22 protein-coding genes are annotated in these 21,651 nt (G+C 68.9%); 10 read left to right on the top strand and 12 right to left on the bottom strand.

Translation table 11 applies throughout. The features are described 5' to 3' along the window. The first annotated feature begins 4 nt into the window (after window positions 1-4). Window positions 5-1,366, top strand: coding sequence for a M20/M25/M40 family metallo-hydrolase (locus HYG95_RS00270; RefSeq protein ID WP_181695985.1), 1,362 nt, complete (start codon window positions 5-7; stop codon window positions 1,364-1,366). Window positions 1,367-1,405: 39 nt separating this feature from the next. Then, window positions 1,406-1,933, top strand: a complete 528-nt coding sequence (locus tag HYG95_RS00265) for a YbhB/YbcL family Raf kinase inhibitor-like protein (RefSeq protein WP_181695984.1) — start codon at window positions 1,406-1,408, stop codon at window positions 1,931-1,933. Window positions 1,934-1,981: 48 nt separating this feature from the next. Here the strand turns inward: HYG95_RS00265 and HYG95_RS00260 are convergent, their stop codons facing one another. From HYG95_RS00260 to HYG95_RS00250, 3 genes are all read right to left on the bottom strand, one after another. Beyond that, window positions 1,982-3,808, bottom strand: coding sequence for a long-chain fatty acid--CoA ligase (locus tag HYG95_RS00260; protein WP_181695983.1), 1,827 nt, complete (start codon window positions 3,806-3,808; stop codon window positions 1,982-1,984). A 131-nt stretch (window positions 3,809-3,939) separates the two neighbouring features. Next, entirely contained in the window at window positions 3,940-4,617 is a 678-nt protein-coding gene (locus tag HYG95_RS00255; RefSeq protein ID WP_181695982.1) for a GTP cyclohydrolase II, read from the bottom strand. A gap of 54 nt (window positions 4,618-4,671) precedes the next feature. Beyond that, window positions 4,672-6,153 (bottom strand): PfkB family carbohydrate kinase, encoded by a 1,482-nt coding sequence (locus HYG95_RS00250; protein WP_181695981.1) that lies wholly within the window; start codon window positions 6,151-6,153, stop codon window positions 4,672-4,674. A 215-nt stretch (window positions 6,154-6,368) separates the two neighbouring features. On the opposite strand from HYG95_RS00250, the gene HYG95_RS00245 reads away from it, so the two are divergent. Further along, complete coding sequence (locus HYG95_RS00245) at window positions 6,369-6,755, top strand: hypothetical protein (RefSeq protein WP_181695980.1); 387 nt, start codon at window positions 6,369-6,371, stop codon at window positions 6,753-6,755. Window positions 6,756-6,758: 3 nt separating this feature from the next. Here the strand turns inward: HYG95_RS00245 and HYG95_RS00240 are convergent, their stop codons facing one another. The 3 genes from HYG95_RS00240 to HYG95_RS00230 are packed head-to-tail and all read right to left on the bottom strand — an operon-like array spanning window position 6,759 to window position 9,069. Further along, window positions 6,759-7,838, bottom strand: a complete 1,080-nt coding sequence (locus HYG95_RS00240) for a quinone-dependent dihydroorotate dehydrogenase (protein ID WP_181696450.1) — start codon at window positions 7,836-7,838, stop codon at window positions 6,759-6,761. An 8-nt stretch (window positions 7,839-7,846) separates the two neighbouring features. Beyond that, the gene (locus HYG95_RS00235) at window positions 7,847-8,074 is read right to left on the bottom strand and encodes a DUF5703 family protein (protein ID WP_067638350.1); all 228 of its coding nucleotides are present in this window, start codon (window positions 8,072-8,074) and stop codon (window positions 7,847-7,849) included. After that, window positions 8,074-9,069 carry a YncE family protein gene (locus HYG95_RS00230; protein WP_181695979.1) on the bottom strand — a complete coding sequence of 332 codons (996 nt, stop codon included), beginning with the start codon at window positions 9,067-9,069 and terminating at the stop codon, window positions 8,074-8,076. Before HYG95_RS00230 ends, HYG95_RS00235 begins: the two co-directional genes overlap by 1 nt. Window positions 9,070-9,235: 166 nt before the next feature. Here HYG95_RS00230 and HYG95_RS00225 point away from each other — a divergent pair, with 166 nt between their 5' ends. From HYG95_RS00225 to HYG95_RS00215, 3 genes are read left to right on the top strand one after another with little or no spacing between them, the layout of a single operon-like run. Beyond that, window positions 9,236-9,580 (top strand): hypothetical protein, encoded by a 345-nt coding sequence (locus HYG95_RS00225; RefSeq protein ID WP_181695978.1) that lies wholly within the window; start codon window positions 9,236-9,238, stop codon window positions 9,578-9,580. A gap of 6 nt (window positions 9,581-9,586) precedes the next feature. After that, complete coding sequence (locus tag HYG95_RS00220; protein WP_225279939.1) at window positions 9,587-10,117, top strand: hypothetical protein; 531 nt, start codon at window positions 9,587-9,589, stop codon at window positions 10,115-10,117. Between the two features lie 58 nt (window positions 10,118-10,175). Continuing rightward, complete coding sequence (locus HYG95_RS00215; RefSeq protein ID WP_370465624.1) at window positions 10,176-12,215, top strand: MMPL family transporter; 2,040 nt, start codon at window positions 10,176-10,178, stop codon at window positions 12,213-12,215. A gap of 12 nt (window positions 12,216-12,227) precedes the next feature. Here the strand turns inward: HYG95_RS00215 and HYG95_RS00210 are convergent, their stop codons facing one another. Then, the gene (locus HYG95_RS00210; protein ID WP_181695976.1) at window positions 12,228-13,016 is read right to left on the bottom strand and encodes an oxidoreductase; all 789 of its coding nucleotides are present in this window, start codon (window positions 13,014-13,016) and stop codon (window positions 12,228-12,230) included. Between the two features lie 71 nt (window positions 13,017-13,087). Continuing rightward, window positions 13,088-13,663: a TetR/AcrR family transcriptional regulator gene (locus HYG95_RS00205; RefSeq protein ID WP_181695975.1), complete on the bottom strand. Its 576-nt coding sequence runs from the start codon at window positions 13,661-13,663 to the stop codon at window positions 13,088-13,090. Window positions 13,664-13,802: 139 nt separating this feature from the next. Between HYG95_RS00205 and HYG95_RS00200 the strand changes: the two genes are divergently transcribed. Next, window positions 13,803-14,708 (top strand): hypothetical protein, encoded by a 906-nt coding sequence (locus HYG95_RS00200; protein ID WP_181695974.1) that lies wholly within the window; start codon window positions 13,803-13,805, stop codon window positions 14,706-14,708. Window positions 14,709-14,816: 108 nt separating this feature from the next. Here HYG95_RS00200 and HYG95_RS00195 read toward each other — a convergent pair whose 3' ends face one another. From HYG95_RS00195 to HYG95_RS00180, 4 genes are all read right to left on the bottom strand, one after another. Next, entirely contained in the window at window positions 14,817-15,758 is a 942-nt protein-coding gene (locus HYG95_RS00195; RefSeq protein WP_255494914.1) for a heme ABC transporter ATP-binding protein, read from the bottom strand. Next, window positions 15,755-16,876 (bottom strand): iron ABC transporter permease, encoded by a 1,122-nt coding sequence (locus HYG95_RS00190; RefSeq protein WP_255494913.1) that lies wholly within the window; start codon window positions 16,874-16,876, stop codon window positions 15,755-15,757. The genes HYG95_RS00195 and HYG95_RS00190 overlap by 4 nt, the downstream gene beginning before the upstream one ends. A 214-nt stretch (window positions 16,877-17,090) precedes the next feature. Then, a complete protein-coding gene (locus tag HYG95_RS00185) occupies window positions 17,091-18,104 on the bottom strand; it encodes a hemin ABC transporter substrate-binding protein (RefSeq protein WP_181695973.1) in 1,014 nt (337 codons plus the stop codon). Between the two features lie 17 nt (window positions 18,105-18,121). Continuing rightward, window positions 18,122-19,099, bottom strand: a complete 978-nt coding sequence (locus tag HYG95_RS00180) for an aldo/keto reductase (protein ID WP_181695972.1) — start codon at window positions 19,097-19,099, stop codon at window positions 18,122-18,124. A 233-nt stretch (window positions 19,100-19,332) separates the two neighbouring features. Between HYG95_RS00180 and HYG95_RS00175 the strand changes: the two genes are divergently transcribed. From HYG95_RS00175 to HYG95_RS00165, 3 genes are read left to right on the top strand one after another with little or no spacing between them, the layout of a single operon-like run. Continuing rightward, a complete protein-coding gene (locus HYG95_RS00175) occupies window positions 19,333-20,262 on the top strand; it encodes an undecaprenyl-diphosphate phosphatase (RefSeq protein ID WP_220138941.1) in 930 nt (309 codons plus the stop codon). A 32-nt stretch (window positions 20,263-20,294) separates the two neighbouring features. After that, window positions 20,295-21,011, top strand: coding sequence for a histidine phosphatase family protein (locus HYG95_RS00170; protein ID WP_067490061.1), 717 nt, complete (start codon window positions 20,295-20,297; stop codon window positions 21,009-21,011). A gap of 52 nt (window positions 21,012-21,063) precedes the next feature. Continuing rightward, entirely contained in the window at window positions 21,064-21,651 is a 588-nt protein-coding gene (locus tag HYG95_RS00165) for a DUF3090 domain-containing protein (protein WP_181695970.1), read from the top strand.

The raw sequence follows: 21,651 nt of genomic DNA, 5'->3' as shown, positions 1-21,651 counted from the left end.
GGGCGTGGTGGCATCTGGCGAAAGTTCTGGAGTCGATCGACGGTCTCGCGCGGAAGACGAGGTGGTGGGGCTGGTCAGTACGCTGATCCGGTTCGACACCTCCAATACCGGTGAGCTCGCGACCACCAAGGGCGAACGAGAGTGTGCCGACTGGGTCGCGGCGCAACTGCAGGAGGTGGGGTACGAGACCGAGTACGTCGAATCGGGGGCGCCGGGGCGCGGCAATGTGTTCGCCCGCCTGCGCGGGGCGGACCAGAGCCGGGGTGCGCTGATGATCCACGGGCACCTCGACGTGGTTCCCGCCGAAGCGGCCGACTGGAGTGTGCACCCGTTCTCGGGGGCCGTGCAGGACGGATACGTGTGGGGGCGCGGCGCGATCGACATGAAGGACATGGTCGGGATGACCCTGGCGCTGGCGCGTCAGTTCAAGGCCGAGGGCACCGTGCCGCCGCGAGACCTGGTGTTCGCGTTCCTCGCCGACGAGGAGAACGGCGGCAAATGGGGCTCGCAGTGGCTGGTCGACAACCGGCCCGACCTGTTCGAAGGCGTCACCGAAGCCGTGGGTGAGGTCGGCGGGTTCTCGCTGACCGTCCCGCGCCCGGACGGTACCGAACGCAGGCTGTACCTGGTGGAGACCGCCGAGAAGGGCCTGGGCTGGATGCGGTTGCGGGCCAAGGCCCGTGCCGGGCACGGGTCGTTCCTGCACGAGGACAACGCGGTCACCATCCTGGCCGACGCGGTGGCCCGGCTCGGGAAACACACCTTCCCCGTGGTGCTCTCGGACTCGGTGGCCGAATTCCTGGCCGCCGTCACCGAGGAAACCGGCCTGCAGTTCGACCCGAGCAGTCCCGACATCGAAGGTCAGCTCGCCAAGCTCGGCACCATCTCCCGCATCATCGGTGCCACGCTGCGCGACACCGCCAACCCGACCATGCTCTCGGCCGGCTACAAGGCCAACGTGATCCCGCAGACCGCCGAGGCCGTGGTCGACTGCCGGGTGGTGCCGGGACGTCAGGCCGCGTTCGAACGCGAGGTCGACGAACTGATCGGCCCCGACGTGGAACGCGAGTGGATCACCAAACTCGACTCCTACGAAACCACCTTCGACGGGCACCTCGTCGACGCCATGAACGACGCGGTGCTGGCCAACGACCCCAACGGGCGAACCGTGCCCTACATGCTCTCCGGCGGCACCGACGCGAAAGCATTCGCGCGCTTGGGAATTCGCTGCTTCGGTTTCGCGCCGCTGCAGCTGCCGCCGGACCTCGACTTCACCGCCCTGTTCCACGGCGTCGACGAACGGGTGCCGGTGCAGTCCCTGGAATTCGGCACCCGGGTGCTGGAACACTTCCTGCTGAACAGCTGAACCCGCGGGCCCAGCCGCCAACAACACAGAGAGGCCGCTATGACCTACAACCCGTACGACGCGCTGCCGAAGGTGCCGTCGTTCACCCTCACCTCCACCGACATCACCGACGGACAGCCGCTGGCCAACGATCAGGTGTCCGGGGTGTTCGGCGCGGGCGGCAAGGACATCTCCCCGCAGCTGAGCTGGTCCGGATTCCCCGAGGACACCCAGAGTTTCGCGGTCACCGTCTACGACCCGGACGCCCCGACCGCGTCGGGATTCTGGCACTGGGCGGTCGCCAACATCCCCGCCTCGGTGACCTCGCTCGACACCGGCGCGGGCAGCGAGGGCGGCACCCTACCCGCCGGTGCGGTGTCGTTGCGCAACGACGGCGGATTCCCCGGGTTCGTCGGCGCGGGCCCGCCGAAAGGCCATGGGCCGCACCGGTATTTCGTGGTCGTGCACGCCGTCGACGTGCCCGAACTCGAAGTCGGCCCCGACGCCTCCCCGGCCTACCTCGGGTTCAACCTGTTCTTCCACACCCTGGGTCGTGCCACCCTCGTCGGCACCTACGAACAGCACTGAAAACACCGGTGGCCCCGCACGGATGCGGGGCCACCGGTTCTTTCGGACCTACTTCACGTTCACGACGCCCGCGGGCGGTTCGGCCGCGTAGAGCTCGGCGATCCGGTCGGCGTATTTGTTCGCGATGGGGGTGCGCTTGAGCGACATCTTCGGGGTCAGCTCGTCGCCGCCGGGCTCCCACAGCGTCTCCACGATGTGGAACCGCTTCACCTGCTCCACCCGCGACAGCTTGCGGTTGCCCGCGAGCACCGCCTCCTTGACCTCCTCGATGATCTCGGGGCGCCGTGACAGCTCGGCCAGAGTGGCGTCGGTGGCACCGAATTCCTTGGCGCGCAGGGCGGCGACATCGGGATCGAGCATGACGAGGGCGGTGATGTAGGGGCGGGCGTCGCCGATCGCGACGGCCTGACCGATCATCGACGAGGCCGCCTTCATGGCGTTCTCGATATTGGAGGGGGCGATGTTCTTGCCCGCCTCGCTGATGATGAGTTCCTTCTTGCGGTCGACGATGCGCAGGTAGCCGTCGGCGTCGAGCGTGCCGACGTCACCGGTGTGCAGCCAGCCCGCGTCGTCGATGGCTTCGGCGGTCTTGTCGGGCATATTGCGGTAACCGCGGGTGATGATCGGACCGCGGATGAGGACCTCGCCGTCGGCGTCCAACCGCAACTCGACCCCGTCCATGACACGACCGACCGAACCGGGGCGCGGCTTGTCGATCTCGGTGAACGTCCCGACACCCGAGGTCTCCGACATACCCCACACCTCGCTCACCGAGAAGCCGAGGCCGAGGAAGTACTCGAGAGTTTCCGGCGGCACCGGGGCGGCACCGGACGCGGCGACCTTGAGTTCGGCGAAACCGAGCGCGTCCCGCAACTTCGACAGCACCAGCGCGTCGGCGATCTTGTGCTGCACACCGAGCAGCAGGGACGAGCCCTCGCCCGCCAGCTTGGCGCGCGCGTCGGCGACGCCGACACCGATCGCCCAGTTGGCCAGCGCCTTCTTCACCGGGCTCGGTTCCACGGCGAGCTTGTTCTCGATACCGGTCTTGATCTTCTGCCACACCCGTGGCACACCGAAGAACACCGTCGGGCGGGCGTCGGGCAGGGCGGCGGCGATCTCGCGCGGATCCGGGACGGTGGTGATCTGCACACCGGTGAGCAGGCTGATCGCGTGCGCGGAAATGCGGTCGGCGACATGGGCGGCGGGCAGATACGACACCGCGCGGTCGTCGAAACCGACCGGCAGCGGGCCGGAGACCAGGCCGACGACCTGGGCGATCACATTGCTGTGGGTGAGCTCCACACCCTTGGACGGGCCAGTGGTGCCCGAGGTGTAGATGAGGGTGGCCAGATCGCCGGGCTCCACGGCCTGCCAGGCGGCTTCGAAATCGAAGTCCGGCAGTGGGTCCGACTCGAGCTGGGCCAGCGACACGGTGTTCTCGGCGGTGCCGTCGACGAGGACCGTGTGCGCGATCTCGGCACCGGATTCCCGGATCACATCGAGGAATGCCTGCTCGGTGATGACCACCTGGTTGCCCGCGTTGGCGAACACGTGCGCGATCTGCTCCGGCGAGCTGGTGTTGTACACCGAGAACGGGGTGGCGCCCAGGTGTAGGGCGGCGGTGTCGATCAGGTTGAACTCGGGTCGGTTGGTGAGCATGATCCCGACCGAATCACCGTGCCCGACACCGAGTTTCGCCAGGCCGGCGGCCAGTGCGCGCACCCGGGTGGCGTATTCGGACCAGGTGATCTCCTGGGTGCCGCCGACGGTGCGCAGCGCGATCTGGCCGGGCCGCAAGGCGGCGGTCTGCTGGAAGGCGGCGGGTACGGTGTGCACCGTGACCCCGGAAGCGTGCGCGAAACCGATCTCTGTCATATCCCTGTTCCCATAGGCCGAGCTGAAGTGCCGAACCAATGAGACGACTTTCCTCACATCATCTCGAGGCGAAGACGTCAAATGTGGCACGGCTCACATATCTTAGCCGGATATCGGGAATCCCGGGGCGTTTACCTGCGGCGACCGGGCCACCACCACGTCCGGCGGCGGGTGCCGGGGACCTGGTCGTCGACGGGGATGGTGTGGTGGCGGTGCACGCGTTTGGCCTGCAAATACTGTCTGCCCCGGGTCGTGGCCAGGGTGATCGTCAGGGGCACCGGGTTCACGTCGATGCCCGCATCGGTCAGAGCCCGGCACTTGTCGGGGTTGTTGGTCAGTAGGCGTACCCGGCGCAAGCCCAGCTCGGAGAGTGCGTTCGCGGCGGGTGCGAAACGGCGGGTGTCGGCGGGAAGGCCGAGGCGCTCATAAGCCTGAAACGTGTCGGCGCCCGACAGTTCGCTCTCCCGGTACCCCCTGGCCTTCCAGATCAGGCCGGCGCCGCGGCCCTCCTGCTCCAGATAGACCAGCACACCACAGCCCTCGGCTTGGATGCGGTCCATCGCGGTGCGCAGTTCGGCGCCGCAGTCGCAGTCGTCGGAGCCCAGGCTTTCGCCGTAGAGGCAGCGTGAATGCAGCCGTACCAGGCAACCGTCGCCGGGGTTGCCGAAAACCAGCAGATGCCCGCCGTCGTCGGGGTCGGCGATCTCGATGACCCGAACCGGCAGCTGCCCGCCCGCACGGCCCAAACGGTGGGCGGTGTCGGACCCGGCGCGGGTGCTCGCGGTACTGCCGAACGACAGTATGGTCAACGATCCTCCGAGGTGGGACGGGGTGCGGTGCGACGCCGCGACTTTACCCCCGGATCAGGCGCGCGGCGCGTACAGGCGCACGATGCGATCGATGTCGTCGACACCGGGCATGGTCACCGCGACCGCACCCAGCTTCTGGGTGGGAATCATCGCGGCGGTGGCCCACGCGAAATCGGCGGCGGTGAGCGCGGTTCGGCTGTTCACCAACCGATGCGCCAACGCCCCGGTGAACGCCGCGGCCGCACCGACGGAGGCCTTGAGCACCTGCGGGAAGTGGTCGACCACGGTGTTCACCGTGTCGGAGGCGACCACGCAGCGGAAGTTCTCCACCGTGCACACGGTGCCGACACCGAGCCCGCGCAGTAACCGGGCGATATCGTCGCCGGACTCGGCGGGCACGTCGGGCAGCAGCGCCGCGAGTTCGGCGGCCGTGCCGACGAGGTAGTCGACGGCGCCGAAATACTGATACAGCCCCTGGGGAACCTGCATCGACGGGGTGGGACACACGATCACGGGCGGTTTGGGTTGCAGCTGCGACACCGTGGCCAGTACCTGTTCGATCACCGCCGGTGGCTGCTCGAAACTCAGGATCACCACATCCGAGGACTCGAGGGCGGCACGCAGCTCGGGGCGGTGCAGGTCCTCGTCCTGCAACTGCACGCGGGTGTCGCGGCAGCCGATCATCCGCGATTCGCCGTTGGGGGCCAGCACGACGGCGGTCACCAGCGACGGCGCGAACAGGACCACCTTCACCAGATCCAGGTGCACGCGCTCGGTTTCGAGGAATTCGCGGATGCGGCGGCCGTACTCGTCGTCACCGACCGCGCACACCAGGTGCACGTCGATGCCGAGCCGGGCCGCCGCTACCGCCCGGTTGAGGCCTTTGCCGCCGGGATGACCGGTGAAGCTGCCGCTGGCCGAGCTGGTGGCGGTGGGGAAGTCGTCGACCCGGTACAGGTGGTCGATCACCGCGTCACCGAATACCGTCACCACCCCGCGCTGGGCGGGCGGCGGCGCGGTCGGCGCGGGCGCGGCGGGCTGCGCCATCGGATAGCCCGAGTCGGCGGCGAGCAGCCCGGCCAGCGCGGTGAACGCGGCATGCTCGGCGACGGTGCGCAGGCGTTTGACGGTGGGGGTCTCGGGGATCGGGTCGACATCGAGCAGGGCGTGCAACGCGACCCACTGTTCGGTCAAGGCCTCTCGACGTTCACCGAGGTTGTCCGCATACAGGCGTTCGACATCGACACCGACGCCCGGCCGGTCCCGCCACAACCCCAGACACAGGGCGGCATCGACGATCAGCCGATCGGTAGGGGCGAGCCACTGGGCGACCTCACGCACCACCGGCAGGATCGCGGCTTCGACACTCTCTCCGGTGCGCCTGGCGTGCCTGCGCACCGACAGCAGCTCGAGCAGTGGCGCGGCGTCGATTTCGGTGTGGCGCAAGCGTTCCGCGCTCAGGCCGGAGTACTTGCCGAGGCGGGTGAGGATGCTGCGGATCGCGGCGACACGGGCGTCCTGGGGAACCATCGACATGTCTGCCTCCCGTCACCTGACGACCCGCGACCGCGCGGTCGCCGGACTGCGATCGCCACAATGCCGGGTTTGCCACGCCCGGTTTGCGGCAATTACCTCTCTACAATGGCAATTGACCCGGACAAAAGGCAAATGCCACACTGGGTTACGGGGGAGCGCCCGCCCCGCCGGACACCCGGACAGGTGAAGCGCCCGCCGGGGAAGGCAGGTCCGCGATGATTTTCCGCACCGACGACACCATGCGCAGCGACCGCACACCGGAATACGCCGAACGCGTCGGCCCCGATTCCTGGACCCTGAGCTGGTTGCCCGGCTATCTGCTCACCACGGAACAGGCTCGCGCGGGCATGGAACTGGACGAACTCGTCAGCGATCTCGGCATGGCCTACGACCGCATCGCCCACGCCGAGATCAGCGCCCGCGCCGACATCCTCGGCATGATGTGGCAGCAGGCGCTGATCAAGTTGGCCAAACGGCTCGACGCCCGCGCCGGACGCGAACCCGCGGGCGAATCGTTCCACGATCCGCCCGCCCGCCGAGTCGGCTGGGGTCCGCCGAAGCTGCCGCACGGCGAGCGTGCGCGGGACGTGTACTACGGGTGAGGCTCAGGCCTTGGCGGTGCGGTGTTCGGCGCCGACGGCCTGCGCCAGGGAGGTGAAACCGCCCGCGCGCAGGTTGGCGGCGATGCCGCGATGGATGCGGGTGGTCCAGAAGGGACCGCCGTAGATGAAACCGGTGTAGCCCTGCAACAGGGTGGCGCCGGCGAGGATGCGCTCCCAGGCCTGCTCGGGGGTTTCGATACCGCCCACCGAGATCAGGACGAGCTTGTCGCCCACGCGGGCGTAGAGGCGGCGCAGAACCTGTAGGGAACGCTCGGCCACAGGGGCGCCCGACAGCCCGCCCGCGCCCATCGCCTCGACCTCGGCGGCGGGAGTCTTGAGACCGTCGCGGCGGATGGTGGTGTTGGTGGCGACGATGCCGGCCAGACCGAGCTCGACGGCGAGGTCGGCGACCGCGTCGATGTCGTCGTCGGACAGGTCTGGGGCGATCTTCACCAGCACCGGCACCGACACCACGTCGAGCACGGCCGCCAGGATCGGGCGCAACGACTCGACCGCCTGCAGATCGCGCAGGCCGGGGGTGTTGGGGGAGGACACGTTGACCACGACGAAGTCGGCCAGCGGACCGAGCAGGCGCGCACTGGTGGCGTAATCGGCCGCGGCCGCATCGGGTTCGACGACCTTGGTCTTACCGATGTTCGCGCCGATCGGCACCGTGGGGTGCGCACCGTGCAGGCGGGCGGCCGCGGCGGCCGCACCGTGATTGTTGAAACCCATGCGGTTGATGAGGCCGCGATCGGCCGACACCCGGAACAGGCGCGGCGCCGGATTACCGGGCTGGGCCTGGGCGGTGACGGTGCCGATCTCGGCGAACCCGAAACCGAGCGAGCCCCAGGTGTTCGCGCCGTCGGCGTTCTTGTCGAAACCGGCGGCCAGCCCGAGCGGCGCGGGGAAATCGACACCGAACGCGGTCGTCGCCAGGATCGGGTCCTCGACGACGGTGAGCTTGCGCGCCAGCCACCGCGTGGGCGGGAACCATGTCGCGAACCGCAGGGCCGCGAACACCAGGTGGTGCACCCGCTCCGGCGGGATCAGGAACATCAGACGTAATAGCAGGGCGTACATGGGTCGGCTCACAATCCGGGTTCGGGCACAGGGAGGACGGCGGTCTTGCGGCGGCGCAACAACACCCGGCGGCTGCCGTCGGTGTAGGCGCGCACCCGCGACAGTTCCCAGCCACCGAATTCGGCCTGAATGGCCAACCGCATGGAGGCGGAGACCCGGGTGACCTCCGGTGGCAGGCGAAGCGGCACGTATTCGTAATCGTCGTTGCTGGTCTCCCAGCTCGGCGGAGTCGCCATCACAGCCCTCTCTTCCGCTGTCCGGCCCCGATCCGCTGCAGGCCATCGCCCGCGGCCGAGGCGACGAACAGGTCGCCGGTGCGTTCGTCGACGGCGATCGCGTCGGGCTGACGCACGGTGGTCAAGCGGTCGACCTCGACACCGATGCCGGTCGACAGGTCGTACCCGACGACCTCGTTGCTCTGCGTGCACGACACCCAGACCGTGTCCGAGCGCGGATCGTAGGCCAGGGCGTAAGGCGCCGATGCTACCGGGAAACGCTGACGCAGCACGAGCGGACCGGCCGAGTAGACGAGCAGTTCGCCGCCGTCGGTGTCGGCGACGACGATGCGGCCGTGCGGGTCGGCCAGGGCGTTGGTCGCGCCGTCGCCCGCGCGCAGCATCAGGCCGAGCGCGTCGGTGCCGACACCGACGACGGCGGTCTGTTTGCGGTCCAGGACGGTGATGGCGTCGCCGGTGACCGCGAGTGCGTCGGCCGAGACGAGGCCGGTGACGGTGCGGGTGACCGCACCGGTGGGGTCGAGGACGCGGACGGTGCCGTCGGCGGTGCCCACGACCAGGCTCGCGTCGGGACGGATCTGCACACTGCGCACGTCACCCTCGACGGGCAGTTCGGTGATCGCGCCCGAATCGGCACGCACCCGCAGCACCCGGCCGTCGGCGGCGACGAGCACCTCACCTGCCGTCCCCTGCGCCAGGGCGGTGCCCGCGACGGGCAGGGCCACCCGCTGGGTGCCCGCCGAGTCGATCAGGGCGAGCGTCGTGCCCGCGGTGTCGAGCGCGGCGAGCCGACCGGTCGCCCGTTCGGCCAGTAGCGCTTTCGTTGCCGACAGCGGCGTGACACTCCCGGCCGGGACACCTGCCGCGGGGGGCGAGACCGCGGCGGTCGCCGGTTCCCGGGTCGGCACAGAGGGACCGCTGTCCTCACCCGCGCAACCGGTGGCCACCACAAGTGCCGCCAGCAACGTCGAGGCGACCGAGCCACGAAGGCGCATGCACCGAACTCCTTCAATTCCGCACGAGATGACCGCAGATCACCATCTGACCATGATGACTCACCAGTAGCTCCGACCGGGTGGCCCGCGCCGAGACGGCGGTGACGCGCGTTACTGTTGACGTGTCGACAACTGATCGCCCCGCACAGCGGCAGGAGAACACACGATGACCGAGCCCACCGCGTCGGGTTTCGGTATCGATGACCTGTCGCTCGGCCCGTTCGCCCATGGTTTCGGCACCACCGACGACGGGCGGCCCTTCGCTTTCCGCACCCGGCGCGCCACCCTGACCGTCCAGATATACCGCCCCGACCTGGGCGAAACCGTGCCCGGTTCCGCCGATGTGGTGGCCCAGGCCAGTGCGCAGGTCACCGATATCGACCTCGACGACGAGCGAAGCGTCGTCGCGTTCGTGCGCGACCTGATCGAGCACGCACAACCCGTGCAGCGGCCCGAAACCAGTGTTCGCGGCATCCTCGGCCGGATCGGTGCCGTCATTGATGGTATGTAGATGGTGATGTCTTCCACACTTTTCGCCAGGGCCGCTGCGGCCACCGCCTGCCTCACGGCCCTCGCCGTCCTCACCGCCTGCGGTGGGACCGACGAGGCCTCGGTCGACGCCGCACGGTCCTCGGCCAACGCCTCCCTGTCCTCCTCGGTCGCGATCTCGTCGAGCAAGGCCAACGTGCCGCTGCCGACCGCCGCCGAACTCGACGCGCAGATCAAACGCGCGCTCGACCCCAACCTGCCCGACGACGAACGCACCGCTCTCATCGAGGACGGCGCCGCGTTCAAGGACGCGATCCCCGACATGTACAAAGCGCTGCGCGACAACCCGCACGCCGTGTACGGGGTCGTGGACCCGGTGTTCGACAACCGCGACGGCACGCTCACCGCGACCATGCGCCTGGACAAGGACGGTTCGGGCACCAATGTCCGCACCACCATCGTGCATTTCGTGCTGATCGACGGGAAGTGGAAGATCTCGCGCACCGATCTGTGCGGCATCCTGCGCTCGGCCGACTACCGCACCGCCGCCTGCGGCTGAGATGCGGGAATCGCGGTCGATGCGGTGGGGGCGTTTCGTCCACCGGCATCGTTTTCTCGTGCTCGGGTTGTTCGTCCTCGCGGTGGCGATCTCCGGGTGGTACGGCCGTGACCTGGCCGGTCGCTACACCCAGGAGGGCTGGTTCGACGAAGACAGTCAATCGGTCGCCGCGTCGAAACTGGCCGACGACACCTTCGGGCGCGACACCGACGGCGACCTCATCGTCATCTACACCGCCCCGGCCGGCGCCACCGTCGACGATCCGGCGGTGCGCGGCCCGGTCCTGGCCGCCCTCGACGGTTTACGTGCCGAGCACGGCGAGCGCATCCACAAGATCGACAGCTACTGGGACAGCCCGTTCTCGGCGAACGCCTCCGACCCGACCAAACAGCACGCCTTCGCCAGCATCGGGCTGGCCGGTGGCGGCGGCACGGCGACGGTCAACAACTACCTGGCACTCAAACCACACCTGAACGCCGGTGTGCCAGGCGGGGGACCCGGCGGGACGACGGTGCAACTGGCCGGGTTGCAGCCGGTGGTCGAGGGCATCAACATCGGGATGCAGCACGACATCCGGCGCGCGGAGATCATCGCGTTGCCGATCGTGGCGATCCTGCTGTACTTCGTGTTCGGCGGAGTGATCGGTGCGTTGCTTCCAGTGCTCATCGGTGGGCTCACCATCCTCGGCACCTCGGGGATCCTGCGGGTGCTCACCGACCACATCGAGGTCAACGTGTTCGCCAGCGCCGTGATGACGCTGGTCAGCCTCGGTCTGGCGATCGACTACGGGCTGTTCACGGTGACCAGGTTCCGCGAGGAGCTCGCCGCCGGGCGCAGCGTGGAAGAAGCGACCGCGCGCACCGTGGCGACCGCCGGGCGCACGGTGCAGTTCTCGGCCGGGATCATCGCGCTCAGCCTCGGTGCGCTGTTCATCTTCCCCAACGGGGTGCTGCGCTCGGTGCCCTACGGTGGCATCTCGGCGGTGATGCTGGCGGCGGTGCTGTCGGTGACCGCGTTGCCCGCCGCTCTGAGCATCGCGGGACGGCGCATCGACTGGCTCGGGTGGAAACGGTTCTCCCGCACCAAGACCGAGGCCCAGATCGATGCCGGGTTCTTCTCCCGGCTGGCGACCTGGGCGATGCGCAGGCCGTGGGCGGTGGTTATCCCCATCGTGCTCGGACTACTGGCGCTGAGTATTCCGTTGCGCCACATCGAGTTCGGTGGGATCAGCGAGAAGTATCTGGCCGCCGACAATCCGGCGCGAGTGGCGCAGGAGGATTTCGACCGGCTGTTCCCCGGTTTCCGCACCGAACCGTTGAAGCTCGTCGTGGTCGGTGCCTCACCGCAGCAGCTCGGTGACATCCGGTTCGAGGCCAATCAGATTCCCGGATTGACCGGTCGGTTCGAACCGGCCGCGCCGACGAAGAACGACGTGAACGTGCTCTCGGCCGGGCTCGGTGACAAACGCGATGCCGACCGGGTGATCGACTCCTTGCGCGCCCTGTCCGCACCACCCGGTGTCGAGATCATGGTCGCGGGCATCCCGGCGCTGGAACGCGACAGCATCAACGGGTTGATCGACGGGCTGCCCCTGCTGTTGGCGATCCTCGTCGCCGCCGCCCTGGCCTTGATGATCGTGGCGTTCCGGTCGGTGATCCTCGCGGTGAAGGCCGTGGCGATGAGCGCGCTCAGCCTGGTGTCCACATTGGGTGTGCTGACCTGGATCTTCGTGGAAGGGCACGGGGCGGGGGTCTTCCAGTTCACGCCGGGACCGTTGATGTTCGCGGTGGTCGCGTTGATCGTGACGGTCATCTTCGGGTTGTCCACCGACTACGAGGTGTTCCTGCTGTCGCGCATCGCGGAGAAACGTGCCTCCGGTGCCGACGCCACCGAGTCGATCCGCTACGGCGTCGCCCACACCGGCGGGGTCATCACCTCCGCCGCCGCCATCCTCATCGTCGTGACCGGCGCTTTCGGCTTCTCCGATCTGGTGCTGATGAAGTACATCGCCTACGGCATGATCGTGGCGCTCATCATCGACGCCACGATCATCCGCATGGTGCTCACCCCCGCGCTGCTCAAGATCATCTGGCGGTGAGGCGGCCGGGATTCAGGCCGTTTTGACGACGCCGCCGTCGATCACGATCTCACCGCCCACGATGTTGGCGGCCTTGTCCGAGGCGAGAAAGGCGATCAGGGCGGCGACCTCCTGCGGTTCGGTGATCCGGCCGGTGGTGATGCCGAACCGGCCGGGCAACGACGCCAGCAGATCGGCATGCGAAACGCCCTGGGCCGCGGCGATCGTCGCGGCGAAGTGGTCGTCGGCGAGCCACACCCGGGTGCCGACCGGGCCCGGGGACACCGTGTTGACGCGTACGCCGCGGGGACCGAATTCTTCGCTGAGCCGCTTGCCGAACGAGGTGAGGGCGGCCTTGGACTCACCGTAGCCGGCGGGTCCGCTCGCGGGCAGGCGCGCGCTGATCGAGGAGACATTCACGATCGCGCCGCGTCGCTCGAGGAGGCTGGGCAGGGCCGCACGGGTGGCCCGGACCGCGCTGAACAGGTTGAGGTCGAGGTAGCGCTGCCAGTGCTCGTCGGTGCTGTCGAGGAACCCGCCGAGCGCGAGCCTGTCGACGTCGCCGCCACCCACATTGTTGACCAGGATGTCGATGCCGCCGAGATGGTCGAGCGCGGTGTCGATGACCGTGCGCACACCTTCGCTGGTGCTCAGGTCGGCGGAAACCGTTGCGGCGGCGACTTTCTCGAGTTCGGGGGTGATGGTGCGGGCGGCGCCGACGACGCGGACGCCCTCGGCGGCGAACAGTTCGGCGACGGCGAGGCCGATGCCGCGCGAGGCACCAGTGACAACGGCGGTTTTGCCGGTGAGGTCGAGGTCCATGGATGAGCCTTTCTTGAACTGCAGGTCAAAAATTAGGGCATGCGAAAAGGGGTGGAGAGGGAACGGGCAGATCAGAGGATGGTCAGGGCCGCGTCGATGACGCGATAGAGTGCGGCCGCGTCGTTGGTCTTGGACATGATGCGCAGGCCGGTGTTGGTGGTGAACAGCAGGGCCGCAACGGTTTTCGCATCGACGGACGGATCGACATCACCGTCGCGGCGACCCTGTTCGATGCGGGCGGCCAGGACGGCGACGATGCGCTCCTCGATGGCGCGCAGCGTCGTGGTGACCGCGGTGTCGCGGTCTCCGAATTCGGCGGCGCTGTTCACCGCGAGGCAACCGCGCCGGGTCGGTGTCGAGAAATCCAGGTCGACCCCCGCGCGCAGGTACTCGCGCAGGCAGTCGCGTGCACTGCCCGGCCCGGCCATATACTCCTCGGCCAGGGCCACGCCGAGCCGTCCGTACCGTTCGAGGGCCCGATCGAACAGGGCGCGTTTACTGCCGAAAGCGTTGTACAGGCTGCCTTTACCGATGCCGGTGGCGTCGGCGAGCTGGGCAGGAGAGGTGTTGAGGTAGCCGTAGGTCCAGAACTGGTCGAGCGCACGGTCCACGACCGTCTCGATGTCGAAGTTGCGGGGCCTGGCCACGATTCGACAATAGGCGTTCTGTACTTCCAGGTCAATAATCTGTAAGCGGTGGCCTGCCCGCGAAAGAGCCTGTGGTGCACGCTGTTCCCTGTCACACTGAGGTATGGGCCGCGCGGTACACGTGAGCACACTCGGTGAAATGATCCACACCCGACGTGACGACGTCCTCGGCAGCAGGATCAGGGCCAACGCTCAACTGCAGTGCGTGGCCGAGCCCGATTTCGGATTTCGACCGCCCCTCCTCGCGAAGGCCACCGACAGCGATCACCACCGTTGGCTTTCGGCCACCGAGGAACTGGTGGCCACGATCCAGGCATTGCAGGGCAGGGCCGAGCAGATCAGCGCGCACCTGCGCCCGCCGCTGCGTCGCTCCGCGTTGTCGCGGCAGTGGTGGCACATCCGTTACGCGCGGCGAAACCGCACGCTGCGGGACAACTACGAAGCGGAGGCCGACGAACTGTGCGCGCAGTTCGATCGCGCACTGGCGGTGTACAAGGAAAGAGCAGGCGACCTGCCGGGGTTCTTGGTCGAGTACAACACCCAGCAAAGGCAACGCGCGGAGCAGGAGTGGAAACGACAGAAGGAGGAGGCTGATCGCGAGGAAGCGCGAGCCCGTACGCGGCGCGCCACGGCATTGGAAGCCGCCGCCGGACCGCAATGGGCCTATTACCTCAACGACTACCGAGGCTCGCGCAGTTTCTGGATCTACCTGTCCAGCTTGGACGATCCACGAGGGGACAACAGTGGGCTGACGGTGACCGAGGTCCATGCGGCACTGGTCGCCGAGCGAGCGCAATACCCGCACACCTGGGTGATGTGGGGCACCGAAACCAAGCGGGCACTGGAGGAGAAGTATCAAAGCGAGAGCGCGGGCTGGGAGGCGTTGACCGGGGAGTCGATCGACCCGCATCCGGTCGATCCGAACGGGCGTGGTCGGTCGCCGGGATACCGCGGCCCCTCCACCACCTACGGCGGTGAGACGGGCGGCGGTTACTCCGGTGACACGGGCGGCAGTTACTCCGGTTGTGGCGGCGGGTTTCGCTGAATCCCGCCCCTAGGGCGTGCGGCTGCCCAGTAAGGCGGTCCGTCGCTCGAGGTTCGAGCAGGCCCCAGCTCATGAGACGACCAGCGGGACCGGCGTCGACGTGGCGGGTCAGGGATTTCGGTGGTGGGTGCGGTCCGGTAGGACCAGTTGCAGGCCGGTGGCGGGGTGGTCGAAGACGTCGACCGGGTGTCGGTAGATCTTGGTCAGCAGGTCCCGAGTGAGGACTTCGCGGGGTGGGCCGTCGGCGGCGACCCGACCTTCGTCGAGAACGGTGACGCGGTCGGCGTAGGCCGCGGCCACCCCTAGATCGTGCACGACCACGACCACCGCCGCACCGTCGGCGGCACGGTCGGCGGCGAGCCGCAGGACGGCTTCTTGGTGGCCGATGTCGAGGGCGGCGGTGGGTTCGTCCAGGAGCAGGGTCGCGGTGTCCTGGGCGAGGACCCGGGCCAGGGCGACGCGGGCGCGTTCACCGCCGGACAGGGCGGGAAAGGTGCGGGCGGCGAGGTGGGTGACGTCGGTGGCGGCCAGGGCGGCGGCGATCAGTTCGTCGTCGCGATCGGCGGCGGGGGTGTGCAGCCACGGTGCGCGACCCATGGCGACCACCTCGCGTGCCGTGAACGGGAAGCCGACGGTGTGTGATTGAGGCAGGACCGCGCGGCGGCGGGCCATGTCGGCGTGGGTCCAGTGCGACAGGGCGTGGCCTTCGAGTTTCACTGTGCCCGAGGTGGGTTCCAGCTCACCGGCCAGGGCGGCGAGCAGGCTCGACTTGCCCGCGCCGTTCGGTCCGACCAGCGCGACGATCTCACCGGCGGCCACCCGGAAGTCGACGTCCTCCAAGACCGTGCGCTCACCACGGCGCACGGTGAGACCCGTCGCCCGCAACGTGACGGTGCCCGGTTCCGGGCGGGCGGGGACATCGGGAGTACGGGCGAACAGCGACCGCCACGACGTGGTCTTCCGCCGCTGAACCGTGCTGCTCGCCGCCGTGCTGCTCGTGGCCGTTCGGTCGAGTACCGGCCGCGAAGCGGACCGGCCCGGTGTGCTCATCCCCAACCTCCAGCCTTGGCCCTGGTGCGGCGCAGCAGCCAGAAGAAGAACGGGCCGCCGATCAGTGAGGTCAGCATGCCGAGGGGCAGGTCGGCATTGCGGACCAGGGTGCGCGCGGCGACGTCGGCACCCAGCAACACCACCGCCCCGACGACGGCGCTGAGGGGCACGAGCACCCGGTGCCCGGGGCCGACGAGCATCCGCACCACATGCGGCACGATCAAGCCGACGAACAGGATGATGCCGCTGAACGCCACACCCGCGGCGGTGAGCACGGCGACCACCACGATCACCTGCCTGCGCAACCGCTCCACGTCGACACCGAGGTGACGGGCCGCGGAATCCCCCAGCGCCAGCAGATCCAGGCGCGGCGCGATGAGCACGGCGGCCAGGATTCCGCTCGCGGCGAGGGTGGCGACGACAGCGACCGACGGCCAGGTGGCGCCGTTGAGACTGCCCAGCTGCCAGAACACGATCTGATCCCGGGCGGCGGGAGTGGCGACGAACAGCAGCAGCGCGATGAGACCACCGGCGAACGCGTTGATCGCGACACCGGTGAGGATCAACGTCACCACCTCGGTGCGCCCACCCGAGCGCGACAGCACATAGACCAGCGCCGTCGTGACTAGACCGGCGACGAACGCGGCCGCCGCGATCGACCAGGCGGCGACGAACGCGCCGCCGATCACGATCACCGTGCCCGCACCGACAGCCGCACCGGCGGACACCCCGATCACGCCCGGTTCGGCCAGGGGATTGGCGAACACGCCCTGCAACAATGCACCCGCTGTCGCGAGGACCGCCCCGACCAGAATGGCCAGCACCACGCGGGGGAACCGCACCTCCCACAGCGTCACCTCGCCGGCCGGGTGCGCGGGCATCGGCCCGAAATCCAGTCCGATCCGGTGCGCGACGCTGCCAACCACCTCCGCGGCGGTCGTCGGCACCTGCCCGAGCACCGCCGACACGACGGCCAGAATCACCAGCGCGGCCAGTGCGACCGCGAACACCACCGTCACCCGGGCAGTTCGGTGTCGCGGATGCGGCAGCGGGTCAGGCGTCGCATCGGTGATCCGCGCCGGATCGGCGGACTTGATCAGCTCCGGGGCGTCACTCATGCGACGTCTCGGAGCTCGTCGGGGGAAGGCTCAGTCGTCATCGGGCGACGACGCCGACCTGGCTGTTGAGCGCGAGAGCTATCGCCACCGCCCGGCGCTTCGCGGGTAACCGGCGCCAGACGTTCGAACTCCGGGCATCGCCGGCTGCGCCGAACGACCGGGTCAACCGGCTGGAGGACATGCGCCCGGCGGGTCACTCCTGCTGCTCGCGCGGTCATGAGGCCTTCCCGTAGATGGCATCGGACAGCGCCGAGATCACCCGGCCGGTGTTGGGGCCGAAGCTCAGCACCACCGCGTCGGACATGTCGACCACGCGCCGGTCACGCCCGGCAGGCGTTTGGGCGATGCCGGGCACCTTCACCAAACCGTCGACCCCACCCACCGATTTCAGGCCGTCGGTCATCACCAGCAGCACATCGGGCGACGCGGCGATCATCGCCTCACTGGTGATCGCGGTGAACGGTTCGCTCAGCCCAGCCGAGGTCCCCGCGTCGACCCCGCCCACCGCGGTGATCAGCGAATCGGCACCGGAACCCGGGCCGGCCATCATGGTGATCGCGGCGCTGCGCAGATACAGGAACGCGATCTTGGGTTTCGGGTCGGCGGCGGGCACGCGGGCGGTGGCGGCGGCGATCTCGTCGCGGGTGCGCTGTCCCAGCGCGCGGCCCGCGTCGGGAACCCCGAGGGCGGTCGCGACGGCCTCGATCTGCGGGACGACACCGTCCATGCTGCGGTCGGGGTCGAAGTACACGACCTTCACACCGGCGGCGCGCAGTTGGTCGCGAACGGCGGGCGCGGCGCTGGTGGTGTCGGTGAGGAACACCGACGGGCGAAGGGCGAGCACCGCTTCGACACTGAGGCTGCCGTTGCCGCCCGCCACGTTCGGCACGTCGGCGACGGCGGGGAACGAGGCGGAGGTGCTTCGTCCGACGAGGTTGTCGCCGAGACCGAGCGCCCAGACGGTCTGGGCGAGCGTGCCGTACCGGTCGACGGCGATGATGCGTGAGGCGTCGGTGACCGTCACCTCGGTGCCGTCGAAGGAGCGTGCGGTCGCCGGCATCTTCGGCGTGGGCGCGGGCCCGATCGGGACAGGGTCGAGGTCCGCGAATTCGGCGGTCACCGGCCCACCGGATCGTGCAGTCGATGCAGGATTGCTTCCGGTGCAGGCGACGGCGCCGGTGAGGACCGTCGCCGCCAACATCGCCGTCAGCACACCACCCAGTTTCATGCAGGTAAGGCTAGCCATCATTCCGAACGGGCGCTCACATCGTCGAGGGCGGCCGCGATCGCCCGCGGCAATTCCAGGGTTTCGGCGGCCAGCACGCCCGTGAGCTGACCGATATCGCGCGCACCGACGATCATGCTCGCGATACCCGGCCGGTCCCGGATCCAGGCCAGCGCCACCGCCAGCGGCGAAGTACCGAGCCCGTCTGCGGCGGTGACCAGCGCGTCGACCACCCGGGTCGCGCGGTCGTCGTCGAGGCGGCGGCGGATCTCGGCGGCCGTCGACTCGTCGGCACCGCGCGAATCGGCGGGCACACCGTCGCTGTATTTGCCGGTGAGGATGCCACCGGCCAGCGGCGCCGAAGCGATGATCCCCACCCCGTGGTGGCGTGCGGCCGGAATCACATCGTTCTCGGGGCCGCGCGCCAGCAGCGAATACGGTGTCTGCGCGGCCGTGACCGGGCCGATCGCGGCCAGGCTCGCCAACTGCCAGGCACTGAGGCCACGCACGCCCGCGTACCTGGCCCGTCCGGTGGCGATCACCGTTTCGAGGGTGGCCGCGACCTCCTCGAGGGGGGTGTAGGGGTCCCAGGCGGCGATGCTGAAGATGTCGAGATGGTCGGTACCCAGGTCGGTGAGGGTGCGATCGAGCTGGCGCAGCAAGGTCCGCCGGGACGCGTCGACGACGGGACCCACCGCGGCCGGTGCGGGCACCGTGTCACCCACTCCGGCACCCGGTTTGTGGGTCACCACCCCCGCACACCCGCTGAGCACCACGTCCTCGCGCGAGACCACCTCACCGAGCAGCCCGGCCAGGATCTGATGCGCGGCGCCGTCGCCGTAGACGGGGGAGAGGTCGATCAGTGTTCCCCCGGCATCGGCGAAGGCCGCCAGCTGCACCGAGGCCTCCTCGGCGTCGGTATGGGTGCCCCAGGTGTGGGTTGCCAACCCGATCCGCGACACCCGCAGTCCGCTTCGTCCCACCGTTCGCTGTTCCATCACCGCGCCCGTGCTTTCGTCACGGCGCCCAGCCTAATGCGCGGCGTGGCCGTCACCGCCGCGCCGACCCGGTGCGAGTCGGGTTCACCGGTGGGCCGACGACACCGATCCGGCCCGACGGGTAGGGTCGCTGCGGGATCGCGGGCCCACACGGCCGGGCGAGCAAGCAAAAGCCCAGGAGGACGCGATCTTTCGGGCGCGAGAAGTGGTAGGAGGATGTGGTGGGCGAGTCGATGACCTGGTTCCAGGCATTGGTACTCGGACTGGTGCAGGGGCTCACGGAGTTCCTGCCGATCTCCTCCTCCGGACACTTGCGCATCGTCTCGGGTGTGTTCTTCGGTGACGACGCGGGCGCGTCGTTCACCGCCGTCACCCAGCTCGGCACCGAGGCCGCGGTCCTGGTGTATTTCGCCAAGGACATCTGGCGCATCCTCATCGCCTGGTTCACCACCCTCGGCATGCGATGGCGCGAACGCTCCCAGCGTGCGGTGGCCGTCGGTGACCGGGTGACGACCAAGCTGCCGGTGATGGACCGCAGTGCCCGCGAAGCCCACGAACGCGACACCCAGCGCGAGCTGGACTACCGCGTCGGCTGGTACGTCATCATCGCGACCATCCCGATCGGTGTGCTCGGGTTCCTGTTCAAGGACGAGATCCGCACCGGGGCCCGCAACCTGTGGCTGGTGTCGTTCATGCTGGTGGCGTTCGCGCTGGTGATCGCCGCCGGTGAGTACTACGGCAAGAAGACCCGTCCGATCGAACAGCTCACCACCCGCGACGGCATCATCATGGGCCTGGCACAGTGCCTTGCCCTGATCCCGGGGGTGTCGCGTTCCGGCGCCACCTCGACCGCCGGCCTGTTCCTGGGCCTGAAACGGGAAGCGGCGGTGCGGTTCTCTTTCCTGCTCGCCATTCCCGCCGTCACCGCGTCGGGCCTGTTCAGCCTGCCCGACGCCTTCGAACCGGCCGGTGAGGGCCTCAACGCGAGCGGCCCGCAACTGCTGGTCGCGACCATCCTCGCCTTCGTCGTCGGCTATGCCTCGGTGGCGTGGCTGCTCAAGTTCGTCGGCAAGCATTCCTTCTACTGGTTCGTCGGCTACCGGATCATCCTCGGCCTGACGGTGATGGGCCTGCTCGCCGCGGGTGTCGTCTCCGCCACCTGAGCCCGCGGCCCGCTGATGGTTAGGCTGGTCCCATGACGGTGATCCTGCTCCGGCACGGAGTGTCCACCTCCAACACCGCGCGCACCCTTGCCGGGCGCGCACCCGGTGTGGAGCTCACCGAGCGTGGCACCGAACAGGCCGCCGCGGTCGCCGACCGGCTCGCCACCCTGCCGATCGAACACATCGCCAGCTCACCGCTGCTGCGCTGTCAGCGCACCGTCGCCCCGCTGGCCGACAAACTCGGTCTCGAACCCGAACACGACGAACGGCTCATCGAGGTCGACTACGGCGAATGGACCGGGCGCCCGATCGCCGAACTGCTCACCGAACCGCTGTGGAAAGTGGTGCAGGGGCACGCTTCCGGTGCTGTGTTCCCCGGTGGCGAAGGCCTGGCCCAGGTGCAGCAGCGGGCGGTGGCCGCGATCCGCGACACCGAACGCCGGCTCGCCGACAAGGCCGGTCGCGATGTGCTGTGGGTGGCGTGCGCGCACGGTGATGTCATCAAGTCGATCCTGGCCGACGCGCTCGGCCTGCACCTGGACAGTTTTCAGCGGATCGCGGTGGAACCGGCCTCGATCAGTGTGGTCCGGTACAGCCCGCACGGGCCGTCGGTGTGGAAGTTCAACGACACCGGCGCCGACCTGTCGGCCCTGTCCGCGGGTACACCACCGCCACCGCTGCCCGGCGGGGAAGTACCCGGGACAGCGAGTGCGGATAATGGGAATGTGAGACACCGCGATTCTCCTTGAACCAGGAGGTTGTTCGTGAGTGTCGTTGAGGGTCACGTATCAGGAGGTGCATGTGTCACGCGCAATCCATGTATTCCGCACCCCCGATCGTTTCGTCGCCGGGACCGTGGGCGAGCCGGGCGATCGTTCGTTCTACCTGCAGGCCGTGCAGGAACCGCGCGTGGTCAGCGTGCTGCTGGAAAAGCAGCAGGTGAAGGTGCTCGCCGACCGGATGGGGTTGCTGCTCGACGAGGTGGCGCGCCGTTTCGGGGCCGAGGTACCGCCCGAAGGTGAGGACGTCACCGATGTGGCGCCGCTGACGACTCCCATCGACACCGAATTCCGGGTCGGCACCATGGGTCTGGGCTGGGACGCCGACGCGAACGCCGTGGTGGTGGAACTGCTGGCGATCACCGAAACCGAGGTCGACGAATCGGTGGTGCTCGACGACACCGACGAGGGTCCCGACGCGGTGCGCGTGTTCCTCACCCCGATGCAGGCGCGCGAGTTCGCGTTGCGCTCCACCCGGGTGATCGCGGCCGGACGCCCACCGTGCCCGCTGTGCGGGGAACCGCTGTCAGCGCGCGGGCACATGTGTGTGCGCACCAACGGCTACAAGCGCGGCGAGATCTTCGGTGCGGCCGAACTCGACGAGGAGTGA

This window comes from Nocardia sp. GTS18, from assembly GCF_013839555.1.
Classification (GTDB): domain Bacteria; phylum Actinomycetota; class Actinomycetes; order Mycobacteriales; family Mycobacteriaceae; genus Nocardia; species Nocardia rosealba.
The sequence above is the reverse complement of the archived record's forward strand: the minus strand, read 5'-3'. Positions and strand labels throughout refer to the sequence as shown.